At 64.1% G+C, this 17,324-nt stretch carries 15 protein-coding genes and 1 pseudogene; 8 read left to right on the top strand and 8 right to left on the bottom strand.

All coding sequences use genetic code 11. The annotated features are described in order from the left end of the window. Positions 1 to 30: 30 nt before the first annotated feature. The 7 genes from ACLH0J_RS07435 to gshB form a co-directional block, all read right to left on the bottom strand. On the bottom strand, positions 31 to 1,302 hold the full coding sequence (locus ACLH0J_RS07435; protein WP_411391463.1) for a dihydroorotase: 1,272 nt from the start codon (positions 1,300 to 1,302) through the stop codon (positions 31 to 33). Further along, on the bottom strand, positions 1,299 to 2,303 hold the full coding sequence (locus tag ACLH0J_RS07430) for an aspartate carbamoyltransferase catalytic subunit (protein ID WP_411391462.1): 1,005 nt from the start codon (positions 2,301 to 2,303) through the stop codon (positions 1,299 to 1,301). Before ACLH0J_RS07430 ends, ACLH0J_RS07435 begins: the two co-directional genes overlap by 4 nt. Before the next feature lie 24 nt (positions 2,304 to 2,327). Beyond that, entirely contained in the window at positions 2,328 to 2,834 is a 507-nt protein-coding gene (gene pyrR, locus ACLH0J_RS07425) for a bifunctional pyr operon transcriptional regulator/uracil phosphoribosyltransferase PyrR (RefSeq protein WP_411391461.1), read from the bottom strand. Positions 2,835 to 2,918: 84 nt separating this feature from the next. Next, positions 2,919 to 3,356, bottom strand: coding sequence for a Holliday junction resolvase RuvX (gene ruvX, locus ACLH0J_RS07420; protein ID WP_005792259.1), 438 nt, complete (start codon positions 3,354 to 3,356; stop codon positions 2,919 to 2,921). Next, positions 3,356 to 3,925: a YqgE/AlgH family protein gene (locus ACLH0J_RS07415; protein ID WP_411391460.1), complete on the bottom strand. Its 570-nt coding sequence runs from the start codon at positions 3,923 to 3,925 to the stop codon at positions 3,356 to 3,358. The genes ruvX and ACLH0J_RS07415 overlap by 1 nt, the downstream gene beginning before the upstream one ends. A gap of 89 nt (positions 3,926 to 4,014) precedes the next feature. Beyond that, positions 4,015 to 4,920, bottom strand: a complete 906-nt coding sequence (locus tag ACLH0J_RS07410) for an energy transducer TonB (protein ID WP_411391459.1) — start codon at positions 4,918 to 4,920, stop codon at positions 4,015 to 4,017. A 77-nt stretch (positions 4,921 to 4,997) separates the two neighbouring features. Beyond that, the gene (gshB, locus tag ACLH0J_RS07405) at positions 4,998 to 5,951 is read right to left on the bottom strand and encodes a glutathione synthase (protein WP_411391458.1); all 954 of its coding nucleotides are present in this window, start codon (positions 5,949 to 5,951) and stop codon (positions 4,998 to 5,000) included. Between the two features lie 239 nt (positions 5,952 to 6,190). On the opposite strand from gshB, the gene pilG reads away from it, so the two are divergent. The 6 genes from pilG to ACLH0J_RS07375 all read left to right on the top strand — a co-directional run bounded on the left by pilG (position 6,191) and on the right by ACLH0J_RS07375 (position 15,938). Beyond that, positions 6,191 to 6,598, top strand: a complete 408-nt coding sequence (gene pilG / locus ACLH0J_RS07400; protein ID WP_010564379.1) for a twitching motility response regulator PilG — start codon at positions 6,191 to 6,193, stop codon at positions 6,596 to 6,598. A 46-nt stretch (positions 6,599 to 6,644) separates the two neighbouring features. Beyond that, positions 6,645 to 7,010, top strand: a complete 366-nt coding sequence (gene pilH / locus ACLH0J_RS07395; protein ID WP_010564378.1) for a twitching motility response regulator PilH — start codon at positions 6,645 to 6,647, stop codon at positions 7,008 to 7,010. A 12-nt stretch (positions 7,011 to 7,022) separates the two neighbouring features. Then, positions 7,023 to 7,547 carry a chemotaxis protein CheW gene (locus tag ACLH0J_RS07390; protein ID WP_411391457.1) on the top strand — a complete coding sequence of 175 codons (525 nt, stop codon included), beginning with the start codon at positions 7,023 to 7,025 and terminating at the stop codon, positions 7,545 to 7,547. Further along, positions 7,544 to 9,595 (top strand): methyl-accepting chemotaxis protein, encoded by a 2,052-nt coding sequence (locus ACLH0J_RS07385; RefSeq protein WP_411391456.1) that lies wholly within the window; start codon positions 7,544 to 7,546, stop codon positions 9,593 to 9,595. Before ACLH0J_RS07390 ends, ACLH0J_RS07385 begins: the two co-directional genes overlap by 4 nt. A gap of 75 nt (positions 9,596 to 9,670) precedes the next feature. Continuing rightward, a complete protein-coding gene (locus ACLH0J_RS07380; protein ID WP_411391455.1) occupies positions 9,671 to 15,490 on the top strand; it encodes an Hpt domain-containing protein in 5,820 nt (1,939 codons plus the stop codon). After that, positions 15,483 to 15,938 carry a chemotaxis protein CheW gene (locus ACLH0J_RS07375; protein ID WP_411391454.1) on the top strand — a complete coding sequence of 152 codons (456 nt, stop codon included), beginning with the start codon at positions 15,483 to 15,485 and terminating at the stop codon, positions 15,936 to 15,938. Before ACLH0J_RS07380 ends, ACLH0J_RS07375 begins: the two co-directional genes overlap by 8 nt. Positions 15,939 to 16,062: 124 nt before the next feature. Here the strand turns inward: ACLH0J_RS07375 and ACLH0J_RS07370 are convergent, their stop codons facing one another. Next, complete coding sequence (locus ACLH0J_RS07370) at positions 16,063 to 16,296, bottom strand: helix-turn-helix transcriptional regulator (protein ID WP_411391453.1); 234 nt, start codon at positions 16,294 to 16,296, stop codon at positions 16,063 to 16,065. 258 nt (positions 16,297 to 16,554) lie between these two features. Here ACLH0J_RS07370 and ACLH0J_RS07365 point away from each other — a divergent pair, with 258 nt between their 5' ends. Together ACLH0J_RS07365 and ACLH0J_RS07360 are read left to right on the top strand one after the other, a co-directional pair. Further along, on the top strand, positions 16,555 to 16,794 hold the full coding sequence (locus tag ACLH0J_RS07365) for a DUF6124 family protein (RefSeq protein ID WP_411391452.1): 240 nt from the start codon (positions 16,555 to 16,557) through the stop codon (positions 16,792 to 16,794). Positions 16,795 to 16,855: 61 nt separating this feature from the next. Beyond that, positions 16,856 to 17,248 (top strand): annotated as a pseudogene (locus tag ACLH0J_RS07360) (transcriptional regulator); the annotation flags it as partial. Positions 17,249 to 17,324 lie beyond the last annotated feature (76 nt).

Below are 17,324 nucleotides of genomic sequence, written 5' to 3'. Positions count from 1 at the left end.
CACATTGACTGTGCTCACTCCCGACTTGTATCAGGCCTGGTAGCTGATGCGTCCGTCCACCAGGGTGTAGCGCACGCTCGCCGGCAGGCTATGGCCGATGAACGGGCAGTTTTTACCCTTGGACAGCCAGGTTTCACCGGCGACGGTGCTGCTGGCGGGGTCGAACAGCACCAGGTCCGCTGCGGCGCCCACCGCCAACTTGCCCGCTGGCAGGCGCAAGGCTTCGGCCGGGCCGGCGCTCAGGCGCGCCAGCAGTGTCGGCAGGTCCAGCAAGCCATCCTCCACCAAGGTCATCGCCAGCGGCAGCAACAACTCGACGCTGCTGATGCCTGGCTCGGTCGCGCCAAACGGGGCCAGCTTGGCATCGCGCTCGTGGGGCTGGTGGTGGCTGGAAATCGCCGAGACCACGCCGGATTTCACTGCTGCGCGCAAACCGTCGCGGTCGGCACGGGTGCGCAGCGGCGGTTGGACGTGATACAGGCTGGAGAAGTCGATCAGCGCCTCGTCCGTCAGCAGCAACTGATACAACGCCACGTCTGCCGTCACCGGCAAACCCCGGGCCTGGGCCTGGGCGATCAGGGCAACGCCACGGGCGCTGGTCAGTTGGCTGAAGTGCGCGCGCACGCCGCTTTGTTCCACCAGCAGCAGGTCACGGGCCAGGGCCACGGTTTCGGCGGTTTCCGGGATGCCCGGCAGGCCGAGGAAGCTGGCCACGGCGCCTTCATGGGCCAGGCCGCCTTCGGCCAGGTCGCGGTCCTGGGAGTGGAAGATCACCGTCAAATCGAAGGTGGCCGCGTATTCCAGGGCGCGGCACAGGGTGCGGCTGTTGCGAAAACCCTCCAGGCCGTTGCCGAAGGCCACGCAGCCGGCATCGCGCAGCGCGATCAGTTCGGCCAGTTGTTCGCCGTCCAGGCCTTTGCTCAGGGCGCCGATGGGGAACACTTTGCAATTGCCGGCTTCGCGGGCGCGGTCGAGGATCAGTTCGGTTACGGCCGAGGTGTCCAGCACCGGCTTGGTGTGCGGCGGGCAGCACAGGCTGGTGACGCCACCGGCGGCGGCGGCGCGGGTTTCGCTGGCGATGCTGCCTTTGCGGCTGTAACCCGGCTCGCGCAGGGCGACGTTCAGGTCGACCAGCCCTGGCGCGGCCACCAGGCCTTTGGCGTCGATCGTCTCGCTGGCGCTGAAGCCAGCGGGCGCGGCGCCGATGGCGATGACCTTGCCGGCTTCCAGATGAAGATCGGTGACGTGATCCAGGCCTCTGGCCGGATCGATGACGCGGGCGCCGAGAATGCTGAGCTTCACTGGGCCTTCTCCTGCTCGAATTGACGTTGCGCGGTCTGCCCGCTCATGGCCATGGACAATACGGCCATGCGCACAGCGATGCCGTAGGTCACTTGGTTGAGAATCACCGACTGGTTGCCATCGGCCACCGCCGACTCGATCTCCACCCCTCGGTTGATCGGCCCCGGGTGCATCACGATGGCGTCCGGCTTGGCGCCGGCCAGGCGCGTGGTGGTCAGGCCGAACAGGCGGTAGAACTCGCCCTCGCTCGGCAGCAGGCCACCGGCCATGCGCTCGCGTTGCAGGCGCAGCATGATCACCACGTCCACGTCCTTGAGGCCTTCGGTCATGTCGGTGTAGACCTTCACACCGTACTGCTCGATGCCGATGGGCAGCAGGGTTTTCGGCGCGATCACGCGAATGTCCGGGCAACCCAGGGCTTTCAGGGCGAGCATGTTCGAGCGTGCCACCCGCGAATGCAGGATGTCGCCGACGATGGCCACCGAGAGGTTTTCAAAGCTGCCCTTGTGCCGACGGATGGTGAGCATGTCGAGCATGCCCTGGGTCGGGTGGGCGTGACGGCCGTCGCCGCCGTTGATGATCGCCACTTGCGGGCACACGTGCTCGGCGATGAAGTGCGCGGCACCGGAGTCGCCGTGGCGCACCACGAACATGTCGGCGGCCATCGCTTCAAGGTTGCGCAGGGTGTCGAGCAGGGTCTCGCCCTTGCTCGCCGACGAGGTCGACACATTCAGGGTGATCACGTCGGCCGACAACCGCTGGGCCGCCAGTTCGAAGGTGGTGCGGGTGCGGGTGGAGTTCTCGAAGAACACGTTGCAGATGGTCTTGCCGCGCAGCAGCGGGACTTTCTTCACCGCCCGGCCACCGACTTCGAGGAACGAGTCGGCGGTGTCGAGGATTTCGGTGAGCAGTTCGCGGGGCAAACCGTCGAGGGACAAGAAGTGTTGCAGCTGGCCCTGAGCATTGAGCTGCAGCGGGCGCTTGGCATCTAGAGGCGTCATCGCGGGGACTCTTTACAAGGCGGTTTAAAGGGCAAGGTCTTGCAGTTCGAGTACGAGCGGCGTGGGACCGGACAATTTTACCCGCTGGCGTGCTGAAAGTGACAGGGTCGCGCCGACCACGTCCGGGCTGATCGGCAGCTCGCCGGCGTCCAGGTCCAGCAGGCAGACCAGGGTCACGCTGGCGGGGCGGCCATAGTCGAACAGCTCATTCAGCGCGGCGCGGACGGTGCGACCGCTCATCAGCACGTCGTCGATCAGCACCAGGTGCTGGCCTTCGATCTCGAACGGCAGGGCCGACGGGCGCACTTGCGGGTGCAGGCCGTTCTGGCTGAAGTCGTCGCGGTAGAAGGACACATCCAGCGTACCCAGGGGCGAGTCGCTGCCCAGCTCTTGCAGCAGCGCCTGGGCCACCCATACGCCGCCGGTGCGAATGCCGATGAAGCGCGGCTCGCTGATGGCTCGGTGTTTCAGATGGGCCTTGAGGCGAATCGCCATCTGGCTGATCAGTTCGGCGGGATTGGGCAGGCTCATGGTGGCTCCTTCAAGGCCTTGCGCGGCAGGGGTTGCCAGCAAGGACCGGGCTCAAACGTAAAAAGACGCGGCAAGCCGCGTCAGTCAGGATTCAAATAAAGCGGTGTTTTCATCCAGCCAACCCTGCAACAGCAAGGCGGCGGCGATGGCGTCCACGGGGTTGTCGCGGTAGCTGCCTTTCTGCCCGCCACGATCGCGGCGCTCGCCCTTGGCTTCGAAGGTCGTCAGGCGCTCATCGTGGGTATAGAAGGGCAGGTTGTAGCGGCCGTTGAGGCGGCGCGCGAACTTTTCGGCGCGCAGGCACATGTCGCTGGGGGTGCCGTCCATGTTCAAGGGCAGGCCGACCACCACTGCATCGGGCTTCCACTCTTTGATCAGGGCTTCGACCTGGTTCCAGTCCGGTATGCCGTTCTGGGCTTTCAAGGTACACAGCTCGCGGGCCTGGCCGGTGATGACCTGGCCGACCGCTACGCCGATCTGTTTGGTGCCGTAGTCGAAACCGAGAATCAGACGCAAGGCCATCAGGCGTGCCCCGCCTGGCTGGTCAGCAGGCTGAGGTTGACCCGCAGCTTGGCCGCGGCCGCTTCCAGGCGCAGTTCGCTGGCGGTATTGAACAAAATGTCGGCGTCGTAAGGGCAGGTCAACCAGGCGTTATTGGCCAGTTCGGCCTCCAACTGCCCGGCTTCCCAGCCGGCGTAGCCGAGGGTGATCACGCTGTGTTCGGGGCCGACGCCGTCGGCGATGGCGAACAGCACATCCTGGGACGTGGACAGCGACACGCCGTCGAGGTCCACCGTGGCCTGGAATTTCGGCCCGGTCGGGTGCAGTACGAAGCCGCGATCGGTCTGCACCGGCCCGCCGATGTAGATCGGCACGCCCTGGCAACGGGCCGGCGGGTCGATTTCCGGGCGCAATTGCTCAAGGATATCGGCCAGGTTCAGCTCCTGCGGACGGTTCACCACCAGCCCCATGGCACCATTGGCCGTGTGCTCGACGATGTAGGTCAAGGTCTGCGCAAAGTTCGGGTCGGCCATGTGGGGCATGGCGATCAGGAATTGGTGCTTGAGGTAGGTCGGGCTGACATTTTTCATGTCCGCTAGTGTGGCGTTGGAGGGGCGAACTGACAAGCCGGGAGTGATCCGAATACAGCGCCGGCGGCTTTTCTGTAGGAGCGGTGTTATCAGTTGCTGGACAGGCGATCGCCCTTGGCGAACCGCCAGGTGCGGATGATTTCCAGGCGGTCCACATCGTTCAGGTCGCCGCTGAACGGCGCAAAGGGCGCGGCCAGGCGCACGATGCGCTGGGCGGCCTGGTCCAGTAGCGGCTGGCCGGACGACTCCAGCACCTGCACTTCATAGAGCGTCCCGTCGCGGTTGATCGACACCAGCAAGCGCAAGTTGCCATAAATCTGCTGGCGGCGGGCTTCGTCCGGGTAGTTGAGGTTGCCGATGCGTTCGACTTTCTTGCGCCACTCATCCTTATACCAGGCGCCCTTGTCGCGCATGGTGGAGGCGGCATTCAGGCGGTAGATGCGTGGGCGCTTGGCGTACAGCTGTTGTTCGTTGGCCAGTTCTGCTTCAAGGCTGGAGATCTGGTCGGAAAGCTGCGAGCTGTCGAAGGTCGGCGCAGGCTTGACCGGCTCGGGTTGCGGCTCGGTCTTGGTTTTCTCGCGCTGGACCGGGGCTTTCTGCGGTTTGGGCGCGACCGTGGTCACCGCAACCTTGGGCGCGGCCTGCTTGACCTCGGGCTTGGGCGTCGGTGGCGGGGAGACCTTATTGACCTTGTTGTCCTGGAACGGCGCCACTTCGGTGGTCTTGGGCACGGCTTTCTTGTCGAGCGTGCCGCTGCCCTGCTGGTTGTCCTGGGCGAGAAAGTCGGCCTTTTCGGGCTTCTTTTCGCTCTTGAACGTGGCGAGGGTGATTTCCAGGGTCTTGGTGATCTGCTTGGGCTCGACCAGGGTGAAACCCACGCCGAGGAGCAGCGCCAGGTGGATCAGCGCCGCGAGAAACAGGGTAAATCCGAGTCGATCAGCCGGGCGCACGCCGCTTGGGGAGAATTCGGGGGGCAGATCGGACGGGAGTGTCATGACAGGAAAACCAACATCGCGCGTTTCACAGGTGGCGCATGATAACGCAATGTTGGTGCGTGTCCGGCTGTTCTATGTCACTTGGCCTTGAGCTTGCGTTCAATCGCCGCCATCAGCATTTCGCCGATGTTGGTGCCAAAGGCGTTGTCGATCTCGCGAATGCAGGTCGGGCTGGTGACGTTGATTTCGGTGAGGTGCTCACCAATTACGTCCAGGCCAACAAACAACAGGCCTTTTTCGCGCAGGGTCGGGCCGACTTGCGAAGCGATCCAACGATCCTTGTCCGACAGCGGCCGCGCTTCACCGCGACCACCGGCCGCCAGGTTGCCACGGGTCTCGCCGGCCGCCGGGATACGCGCCAGGCAGTAATCCACCGGCTCGCCGTCGATCATCAGGATGCGCTTGTCGCCGTCCTTGATCGCTGGCAGATAGGCCTGGCCCATGATCTGCTGGGTGCCCAGGTCAGTCAGGGTCTCCAGGATCACCGACAGGTTCGGGTGGCCGGCGCTGTGGCGGAAGATCGACGTGCCGCCCATGCCATCCAGCGGTTTGAAGATCACATCACCGTGCTTGGCGGCGAATTCACGCAGCACATCGGCGCGGCGGCTGACCACGGTGGGCGGGGTGCACTGCGGGAACAGCGTGGCGAAGAGTTTTTCGTTGCAGTCGCGCAGGCTCTGCGGCTTGTTGACGATCAACACACCGGCGCGCTCGGCCTGCTCCAACAGGTAGGTGGAGTAGACGAACTCCATGTTGAACGGCGGGTCCTTGCGCATCAGGATCACGTCCAGATCGCTCAGGGGGCTGTCGATTTCGTCATGCAGCTCGAACCACTTCTCAGGGTTGGCAAACACCTGCAGCGGACGCATGCGTGCGCGGGCTTCGCCGTCGCCCTGATACAGATCGCTCTGCTCCATATAGAACAGGCTCCAGCCGCGGGCCTGGGCGGCCAGGAGCATGGCCAGCGAACTGTCCTTTTTATAGGAAATGCTGGCGATAGGGTCCATGACAATGCCGACGCGAACGCTCATGGGGGATTTCCTCTAGCAAATTAGGGCGCATAAAAGTGGAGTCAGAGTGGCGCTGCGACTGTTGTGGGTCAAGGAAAAACCACCTGGCAGGCTGCTCGATAGATTGCGCCCGGAGACTGTGCTAAAAAGACTGCCACGGCGCAGCGGCCCTTGAATTCCGAGGCTTGCGGCGCTCATCCTGTGCAACATCAGGCAGTACACACCGAAAACCGATTCGCTGTGGCGATGGTAGAGCAGATATGGAACAGCATTCCAACGCCTTGAGAGTGATGGTGATCGACGATTCGAAAACGATCCGTCGCACTGCCGAGACCTTGTTGAAGAACGTGGGCTGCGATGTCATCACGGCCATCGACGGTTTCGATGCCCTGGCCAGGATTGTGGATCATCACCCGCACATTATCTTTGTCGACATCATGATGCCGCGCCTGGATGGCTATCAGACGTGCGCCCTGGTGAAGAACAACCCGGCGTTCAAGTCGATCCCGGTGATCATGCTGTCCTCCAAGGACGGGCTGTTCGACAAGGCCAAGGGGCGTATCGTCGGTGTCGATCAGTTTTTGACCAAGCCTTTCAGCAAGGAAGAGCTGCTGGGTGCGATCAAGGCCTACGTGCCTGGGTTCGCCGCAGTAGAACAAGCACACTGACGCCACCTCACAAGGGCTGGCGCCGACCAATGTAGTGGGGAAAACCATGGCACGCGTTCTGATCGTCGACGATTCGCCGACCGAAATGTACAAACTGACTGGCATGCTGGAAAAGCACGGTCACCAGGTTCTCAAGGCCGAAAACGGTGCTGATGGCGTGGCCCTGGCCCGTCAGGAAAAGCCCGATGCGGTGCTGATGGACATCGTGATGCCGGGCCTCAATGGCTTCCAGGCCACGCGCCAGTTGTCCAAGGAGCCGGAAACCAATCGGATTCCGATCATCATCATCACCACCAAGGATCAGGAAACCGACAAGATCTGGGGCGCGCGCCAGGGGGCCAAGGATTACCTGACCAAGCCGGTGGACGAAGAGACCCTGATCGCCACCCTGAACAAGGTGCTGGCCGGCTGACGACACGCCATCATGACCGAGTCGCAAACCGCTTTCGAGCTGCTGCTGGACATCGACCACCGCTGCCGTCTGCTGGCGGCCGATCTGCCGTCCCAGGAAACCCGCCTGCAGCATTGGAGCGGGATTGGTTTTCGCCTGGGGCAGCATTGGTATGTGGCGCCCATGGGCGAAGTCGCCGAAGTCCTGCATGAACCGCGCTGCACCCTGATGCCGGGGGTCAAGCCGTGGGTCAAGGGCGTGGCCAACCTGCGCGGGCGTTTGCTGCCGGTGATGGACCTCGGTGGGTTTCTCGGTCTTGAACTGTCCAGGCCGCGCAAGCAACGGCGAGTGCTGGTGGTGGAATACAACGATCTGTTCGTAGGACTGCTGGTGGACGAGGTGGTGGGGATGCAGCATTTCGCACAAGACGCGTTGCTGGCGAGTGCCAGCCCCAGCGCGCCGTTTATCCAGGGCCGGTTCGACGGCGACCCGCTGTGGCAGGTCTTCATCCCCTTCGCCCTGGCCCAGGCTCCAGGCTTCATGGATGTTGCCGCATGACCACCGCCACCACGCCCAAACTCCAGGCCGGTTCGCGCAGCCGCTCGCAGATCATCGTGCTGTTTATAGCCTTGATCGTGTTCATCATGCTGCTGTTCGCCAACTTTGCGTACCTCAACACCCAGTCCACCTACGATAAGCAGTACATCGGCCACGCCGGTGAATTGCGCGTGCTGTCCCAGCGTATCGCCAAGAACGCCACCGAAGCCGCCGCCGGCAAGGCCGCCGCGTTCAAGCTGCTGGCAGAGGCGCGCAACGATTTTGCCCGGCGCTGGGGCTACCTGAAAAAAGGCGACCCGGACACCGGCCTGCCCGCCGCACCGAACGCGGTTCGCACAGAAATGCGTGCCGTGCAGACCGACTGGGAAGCGCTGCTGAAAAACACCGATGCGATCCTCGCGAGCGAGCAGACGGTGTTGTCCCTGCACCAGGTGGCCGCGACCCTGGCCGAAACCGTGCCGCAGTTGCAGATGGAATCGGAAAAGGTCGTCGATATCCTGCTGCAACGCGGCGCTCCGGCCAGCCAGGTGGCCGTGGCCCAGCGCCAGTCGCTGTTGGCCGAACGTATTCTGGGCGCGGTCAACACCGTACTGGCCGGCGACGAAACCGCCGTACAGGCCGCCGATGCCTTTGGCCGCGATGCCAACCGTTTCGGCCAGGTGCTTAACGGCATGCTGGCGGGCAACCCTGGCTTGCGCATCACCCAGGTCGAAGATCACGACGCCCGCGCGCGGCTGGCGGAAATCTCGGAGCTGTTCGAGTTTGTTTCCGGCTCCGTGGATGAAATCCTCGAAACCTCGCCGCAGCTGTTCCAGGTGCGGGCCTCGGCGAACAACATTTTCAACCTGTCGCAAACCCTGCTCGATGAAGCCTCGCACCTGGCCACCGGCTTTGAAAACCTGGCCGACGGGCGCAGTTTCGACACCATCGGCGGCTATGTACTGGGCCTGCTGGCGCTGGCCTCGATCATCCTGATCGGCCTGGTGATGGTGCGCGCCACCAACCAGCAACTGCGGGAAACCGCCGAGAAGAACGAACGCAACCAGAACGCGATCATGCGCCTGCTCGATGAAATCGAAGACCTGGCCGACGGCGACCTCACGGTGACGGCCTCGGTGACCGAAGATTTCACCGGCACCATCGCCGACTCCATCAACTATTCCGTGGACCAACTGCGCGACCTGGTCGCCACCATCAACCTCACCGCCGGCCAGGTCGCCGGCGCCGTGCAGGACACCCAGGCCACCGCCATGCACCTGGCCCAAGCCTCGGAACACCAGGCCCAGCAAATCGCCGAAGCCTCCACCGCGATCGAGCAGATGGCCCAGTCCATCGACCAGGTCTCAGCCAACGCAGCCGAATCCTCGGCGGTGGCCGAGCGCTCGGTGGAGATCGCCAACAAAGGCAACGAGGTGGTGCACAACACCATCCACGGCATGGACAACATCCGCGAACAGATCCAGGACACCGCCAAGCGCATCAAGCGCCTGGGCGAGTCGTCCCAGGAGATTGGCGACATCGTCAGCCTGATCGACGACATCGCCGACCAGACCAACATCCTGGCCCTCAACGCCGCGATCCAGGCGAGCATGGCCGGGGATGCCGGGCGCGGCTTCGCGGTGGTTGCCGATGAAGTGCAGCGGCTCGCCGAGCGCTCGTCGGCGGCCACGCGGCAGATCGAAACCCTGGTGCGGGCGATCCAGGCCGACACCAACGAAGCGGTGATCTCCATGGAGCAGACCACCACCGAAGTGGTCCGCGGCGCGCGGCTGGCCCAGGACGCCGGGGTGGCGCTGGAAGAGATCGAAGGCGTGTCGAAAACCCTGGCGGCGCTGATCCAGAGCATCTCCAACGCGGCGCAGCAACAGACCTCGTCGGCGGGGCAGATCTCCCTGACCATGAACGTGATCCAGCAGATCACCACGCAGACCTCCTCGGGCTCCACCGCCACCGCTGAAAGCATCGGCAACCTGGCGAAGATGGCCAGCCAGTTACGGCGCTCGGTGTCGGGGTTCACCCTGCCGCCGCCCAAACAGGCGGATGATTGAAGTGCGCCCCTCCCACAATTGATCGCCATTGGTTTCACGAACACCAGCAACTCATGAATTCTAAGCGGAGCAGTTATGGTTGATCGGCACGACTACGTGGCCCTCGAATGGGTCAAGGGCGACATTGCCGAAACCCTGAAACAGGCCCGTTCGGCGCTCGACACCTTTGTCGACAGTGGCGACGGCGATGCGATCGGCGAGTGCCTGGCCGCTATCCACCAGGTGCATGGCGCGTTGCTGATGGTCGAATTCTACGGCGCCGCGCTGCTGGCCGAAGAGATCGAGGAACTGGCCCTGGCCCTGCAGGCCGGCAACGTCGCCCAGCGCGATGAAAGCCTGCGCCTGCTGCAACAGGCTCTCGGTCAATTGCCGCTGTACCTGGACCGCGTCCACAGTGCCCGCCGCGACCTGCCGCTGGTGGTGCTGCCGCTGCTCAACGACCTGCGCAGTGCGCACGGCGAAAGCCTGTTGTCGGAGACCAGTCTGTTCAGCCCGCAACTGCTGTCGATTGCCCCCTTGTCCGATGAAGCCCTGGCCCAACGCGCGCTGCCGGACCTGGCCACGCAACTGCGCCAGTGGCACCAGTTGCTGCAACAGGCCCTGTCCGGGCTGCTGCGTGAAGACCACGGCCCGAGCAACCTGGAAGACATGGCGCGGGTGTTCGCGCGTCTTGAAGCGCTGTGTCAGGGCGCGCCGCTGTTGCCGTTGTGGCAAGTCACCTCGGCGCTGGTCGAAGGCATGCTCACCGGCGTGATCGCCAACAGCCCGGCGCTGCGCAGCCTGCTCAAGGCCTGCGACAAGGAACTCAAGCGCCTGCTGGCCCAGGGCATCGGCGGCATCAACCGCGCCGCGCCGGACGAATTGCTCAAGAGCCTGTTGTTCTACGTCGCCAAAGTCACCCGGCCGACGCCGCGCATGCAAAGCCTCAAGGAGCGCTACGGCCTCGACGAAGCCTTGCCTGACAGCGCCGTGGTCGATGCCGAACGCGCCCGCATGGCCGGGCCGGATCGCAATGCCATGGGCTCGGTGTTGGGCGCCTTGTGCGAGGAGTTGGTACGGGTCAAGGAACGCCTCGATCTGTTCGTGCGCAGCGACCGCCAACACACCGCCGACCTTGACGCGCTGCTCGCCCCCTTGCGCCAGATTGCCGACACCCTGGCCGTATTGGGTTTCGGCCAGCCGCGCAAAGTGATCATCGACCAACTGGCCGTGGTGCTGAGCCTGGCCCAGGGGCAGCGCGAGCCGAATGACGCCGTGTTGATGGACGTCGCCGGCGCCTTGCTGTACGTCGAAGCGACGTTGGCGGGCATGGCTGGCACCGTCGAGCCGGAGAACCGCGAAGAGAGCCGCCTGCCCACCACCGACCTGACCCAGATCCATCAGTTGGTGATCCGCGAATCCTGCCAATGCCTGCGGCAAGCCAAGGAACTGGTGATCGACTGCCTCGAAGCCGATTGGGATCGCCAGCGCCTGGACTCCCTGCCGGAACTGCTGAGCCAGGTGCGCGGCGCCCTGGCGATGATCCCGCTGCCCCGGGCGGCGAGCCTGATGCGCGGGTGCACCGATTTCGTCGACGAACAGTTGATGACCCACGACTCGCCGCCGTCCGAGGCGCAACTGGCGCATTTCGCCGATGTCATCAGTGGTTTGGAGTATTACCTGGAACGCATGCTCCAGGACCCCGATGCCGCCGGCGAACGGGTGCTGGAATTGGCCACCCAGGGCCTGGCCGCGCTGGGTTACCTGCCGGCGGAAAAACCCTGGCGCCAGGCGCTGGTAGCCCCGGACGGCGCGCTGTCCACCGAGACGGCCTCCAGCCAATCCCAGTTCGACGCCCTGGCCAGCCCCACGTCGCGCCTCAACCCGCCCGCGCAGCAACGCCCCGGCAGCTTGCTGCCGCCGCCGGCCGATGAAGCGCCCATCGACGACGAACTGCGCGAAGTCTTCCTGGAAGAAACCGACGAAGTCCTCGAGGTGCTGCACCGCTACCTGCCCAGCAGTGCCGATAAAGTCGCCCAAGGCGAAATGCGCCGCGCCTTCCACACCCTCAAGGGCAGCGGCCGCATGGTGCGCGCCCTGGTCCTGGCCGAGCTGGCCTGGGCCGTGGAGAACCTGTTGAACCGCGTGCTGGAGCGCAGCGTGGCCCTCAGCCCGCCGGTGCAACAGGTGCTGGACGACGCGGTGACCCTGCTGCCGGAATTGATCGCCGACTTCGCCACCGACGACCAACATCAACGCGATGAAGTCGACGCCCTGGCCGCCCGCGCCCACGCCTTGGCCAGTGGCGCGCAAGTGCCGGAGGCCGAACCCCACGACCCGATGCTGCTGGAGATCTTCCGCAACGAAGCCCAAAGCCATCTGGACAGCCTCAACCACTTCCTGCAACTGGCCGCCGAGCACGTGCCGCTGCAAGTCAGCGATGAACTGCAACGCGCCCTGCATACCCTCAAGGGCAGCGCCCACATGGCCGGCGTGTTGCCCATCGCCGAGCTGGCGCGCCCCCTCGATCACCTGACCCGCGAGTACAAGGCCCATCGCTTGCCGCTGGACCTGGACGAAGTGGAGTTGCTGCTGGAGGCCGAGGGCCTGTTCCAGCGCGGGCTGCGCCAACTGGACCGCAATCCCCTGGCGCCGATCCGCGGGGCCGAGGACCTGATCAAGCGCACTCAGAAGCTGCTCGACCAGCAGCTCGCCGCCTTGCTCGATGCGCCCAACACCGGCCTGCGCATCAAGCGCGACCCGCAACTGATCGCCAACTTCCTGGCCCAGGGCATGGACATCCTGCTCGACGCCGAAAGCCTGCTGCGCCGCTGGCAGCAACACCCCGGCGAACGCCAGGAACTCACCGCGCTGCTGGACGAATTGACCACCCTCGGGGAAAGCGCCCACGACGCCGACCTGCATGCCATCGACGCCCTGTGCGAGGCCTTGCTCGACCTGTATGGCGCCGTGGAAGAAAGCAGCCTGGCGGTCAGCGAACGGTTTTTCCATGAGGCCGAGCAGGCCCACGAAGCACTGATCAGCATGCTCGACCAACTGGCGGCCGGGCAGGAAATCAGCCCGGCGACGGCCCGGGTGCACGCCCTGCGCGAGCTGTTGGGCGAGGCCCTCGACCCGTCCGCCACCGGCCTGATCAAAAGCGACGGCAACCGTGCCCAGAGCATCGCCGAGTTGGGCGCCGCCACGCAGCAGTTGAACCACGCCAGCGCGATGGACGATGAGATCGTCGAGATCTTTCTGGAAGAGGCCGTCGACATCCTCGACAGCGCCGGGCAAGCCCTCAAGCGCTGGCTGCTGGAGCCCGATAACGTCGCGCCGCTGTCGTCGTTGCAGCGCGACATGCACACCCTCAAGGGTGGCGCGCACATGGCTGAGATCGCGCCGGTGGGCGAGTTGGCCCATGAGCTCGAATGCCTTTACGAAGGTCTGGTGGATCGACGCTACAGCTACTCCCCGGAACTGTCCGTGCTGTTGATGGCCTGTCATGAACGGCTGGCCCTGCACCTGGAAGAACTGCAACACCAGCAACCCCTGAGCGACGCCGGCGAGTTGATCGCCCAGTTGCACGACTTGCGCCACAGCAACCCACCGACGGCGCCGCCCACCGCTGCGCCGGCCTCCACCGCTGACCCGGAATTGCTGGATATCTTCCTCGAAGAAGCCGCTGACATTCTCGACAGCTCCGGCAGCGCCTTGCTGCGCTGGCAAGCCGAGCCGAACAACCGCCAGGAAGTCGAAACCCTGCTGCGCGACCTGCACACCCTCAAGGGCGGCGCGCGCATGGTCGAGATCGGGCCGATCGGCGACCTGGCCCACGAGCTGGAATTTCTCTACGAAGGCTTGTCGGCCGGCCTGTTGGCGCCGTCCGACGAATTGTTCATGTTGCTGCAAGGCTGTCATGACCGCCTGGCGCAGATGATTGATGCGGTGGCCGACGGTGTGCCGGTGGGCTCGGTGGACAAGCTGATCGAGCGCATCAAAAGCCTGGTGCATCCGGGCATCGAGCCGGTGTTGCCGGTAGCGTTGCCGGCGGGCAAGGGCGAAGCGGCGGCGGACCCGGCGGCGGACATGGTGAAGATCTCCGCCGAGTTGCTCGACGACCTGGTCAACCTGGCCGGCGAAACCTCGATCTTCCGCGGCCGTATCGAGCAGCAGGTCAACGACGCGCGCATCGCCCTCACGGAAGTGGAAACCACCATCGAGCGCATGCGCGACCAACTGCGCCGCCTCGACAGCGAAACCCAGAGCCGCCTGTTCAGCCGCCAGCAGACCGAGGCCGAACGCCTGGGTTATGAAGAATTCGACCCGCTGGAAATGGACCGCCATTCGCAGTTGCAGCAATTGTCCCGCGCGCTCTCCGAATCGGCCTCCGACCTGCTGGACCTCAAGGACACCCTCGAACGTCGCAACCAGGACGCCCACGACCTGTTGCAGCAACAGGCGCGGATCAACACCGAGTTGCAGGAAGGCCTGATGCGCACACGCATGGTGCCCTTCGAACGCATGCTGCCGCGCCTCAAACGCATCGTGCGCCAGGTGGCGGGCGAGCTGGGCAAGGACGTGGAATTCATCGTCGGCAACGCCGAGGGTGAGATGGACCGCAACGTGCTGGAACGCATGGCGGCGCCGCTGGAACATATGCTGCGCAATGCCGTCGACCACGGCCTGGAGTCCCGCGATGCGCGGCTGCTGGCCGGCAAGCCGGAGAAGGGCCGCATCACCCTGGACCTGACCCACGAAGGCGGCGACATCGTCTTCGACATGCGCGACGACGGCGCCGGCGTGCCCCTGGAAGCGGTGCGGCGCAAGGCGATCAAGCGCGGCCTGCTCGCCCCCCATCAAGAGATGAGCGATCGCGAGGTGTTGCAGTTCATCCTGCAGCCGGGGTTCTCCACCGCAGAAAAAATCACCCAGATCTCCGGGCGCGGCGTGGGCATGGACGTGGTGCACGAAGAAGTGCGCCAGCTCGGCGGCTCGATGTTCATCGACTCGACGCCGGGCGCGGGTGTGCACTTTCGCATTCGACTGCCGTTCACCGTGTCGGTCAACCGCGCGTTGATGGTGCAGTGCGCGGACGACCAGTATGCGATTCCGCTCAACACCATCGAAGGCCTGGTGCGTGTGCTGCCCCATGAACTGGCCGGGCACTATCAGCAAGACCCGCCGCATTATGAATACGCCGGCCAGCGCTACGAGCTGTTCTACCTCGGCGACCTGCTGCACACCGTGGCGCGCCCGAAACTGCTCGGCCAGTACCAACCGGTGCCGTTGCTGCTGGTGCACTGCAATGACCGGCATGTGGCGGTGCATGTGGATGCCATGGCCGGTAGCCGGGAGATCGTGGTCAAGGGCCTGGGGCCGCAGTTCGCCGGCGTGCAGGGCTTGTCCGGCGCGACCATTCTCGGCGACGGCCGCGTGGTGCTGATCATCGACCTGCTGGCGCATATCCGCGCACGGCAACCGGCCTTGCCGGCCCAGGTGGTCGATGCGCCGCTGATCCTCAACGAACCGGTGAAAAAGCGTCCGCTGCTGGTGCTGGTGGTGGACGATTCGGTCACCGTGCGCAAAGTCACCACCCGCTTGCTGGAGCGCAACGGCATGAACGTCCTCACCGCCAAAGACGGTATCGATGCCCTCGCCGTGCTCGAAGAACACACCCCGGACCTGATGCTGCTCGACATCGAAATGCCGCGCATGGACGGCTTCGAAGTGGCGATTCATGTGCGCGACGACCCACGGCTGATGCGCCTGCCGATCATCATGATCACCTCCCGCACCGGCCAGAAACACCGCGACCGCGCCATGGCCATCGGCGTCAACGAGTACCTGGGCAAGCCGTACCAGGAGTCGGTGCTGCTGGACAGCATCGCCTATTGGAGCAAGTCCCATGCTTGACCACCGCACCAGCCAACTCACCGGCCTGCTCCTGCCCCTGGCCGACCGCCACCTGGTGCTGCCCAACGTCGCCATCGCCGAGCTGATCGACTACCAGCGCGGCGAACCGGCCAGCGACGCACCGCCGTGGTATCTGCGGCAAGTGACCTGGCGCGACCGGCAACTGCCGTTGATCAGCTTCGAAGCGGCCTGCGGCGAGGCCAGCGTGACCGGCGAACGCTCGCGGATCGTGGTGCTCAACACCCTGGGCGGGCGGCCGACCTTGAAATTCATTGCGATGGTGATCCAGGGGATTCCCCGCTCGTACAAGCTCGACAGCCAGTTGAGTTACGTGGACGTGCCGCTGTGCCCGCTGGAACTGGCGGCGGTGCAGGTGGGCGAGCATGTGGCGAAGGTGCCGGACTTGTTTGGGCTGGAGGCACTGCTGGTAGAGTCCGGCCTGGCTTGATCCTGAGCCTTATGAACATCCAATGTGGGAGGGGGCTTGCCCCCGATCGCGGTCTATCAGCCACCGCATCTGGTGGCTGACCCACTGCTATCGGGAGCAAGCCCCCTCCCACCGGCTGTAGACCTCAATCAATCCGCGCAAACCGCTCAATCAGCGGTTGCTCCCGATGCTCGGCTTGCCACAAATCGTAGGCACTTTGCATCGATAACCAAAGCTGCGCGGTACTCACGCCGGCCCGTTCCAACCTGACAGCCAGATCCGGGCTGACCGGCTTGTCGGTGGCTAGCAAGCCCGGTCTTCGGATTTTTCCTGCAAGATTTTGGGCCGGGCATGAACTTGTCGTGTGCAGCCCATACACCTAGTCTTCGTCCCGTCACCGCAAAAAACGGTGACACGGACGTGCAAGTCCGGTTACATGTCGGCGCACCAACGCCCATAGCCATTCAACGGGCGTTTTTTATGTCTGCTGTACTCGTTATGGCGGCTGTGCGTGGGAGATCTTTCGGGGTCTGCCGGGGTCCGATATGCCCGGTCTTGCACACCTGCGCATGGCTGCCACCTTATTCGCGTGCAAGCGGAAGAGGGGAGTCTCCATCACATATCGGAGCTGTAAATCATGGTCAAACCCACCCCCAATCCGCCCCTCTTCACCGTAAACCCCCACCAGAACACCGAAGCCCTGCTGGTCAACGCCAGCGAAACCCTGTCTTCCCTCAACGCCCTCACCTGCAACCTGGCCTTCGATCTGGACACGTCCCAGCGCGCAATCATGCTCGGGATCCAGCAAATGGCAGAACTCGGGCAGTTACTGGTGGATCGAGCACTGGAGCAAGTTTCGCCTTCTCCAACGGCTTAAAACTTGATAGTTCCAAAAAAGGGACCTATCGCTCCCTTTTTGGGACTCTTTGGCTGCCACCATGCACACCCTGTCGCTCAGCACCGCACTCTTCACCCTCACTCAGCAAAAAGTGCTGGGCCTGCTGTTCGGCAAGCCGGATCAAAGCTTTTTCACCAATGAAATCGCACGCTGGGCCGAGGTCGGTAAGGGCAGCCTCACCCGCGAGCTGGAGCGGCTGCAGTTGGCGGGCATCTTGAGCATGACGCGCCAAGGCAATCAGACCCACTACCAAGCCAACCCCCAATGCCCGATCTACTCGGAGCTGTTGGCCATCGTGCGCAAAACCCTCAGCCTGGACGAGCCCTTGCGCAATGCACTGGCTCCGTTTGCCGGGCAGATAACCTGGGCTTTTATCTATGGCTCCATCGCCAAGGGCGAGGCGCACTCATCCAGTGGCATAGATCTCAAGATCAATCTGATGGGGGGCAACCCCCTGGAGTCCATGGATGGCAACACTGCTGAGTAAAGTGGAAGACTTTCTGGCTAAC

The organism is Pseudomonas sp. MPB23, assembly GCF_046605395.1.
Classification (GTDB): Bacteria; Pseudomonadota; Gammaproteobacteria; order Pseudomonadales; family Pseudomonadaceae; genus Aquipseudomonas.
Note: the sequence above shows the minus strand (reverse complement) of the source record. Positions and strands in the feature narration are given on the sequence as shown.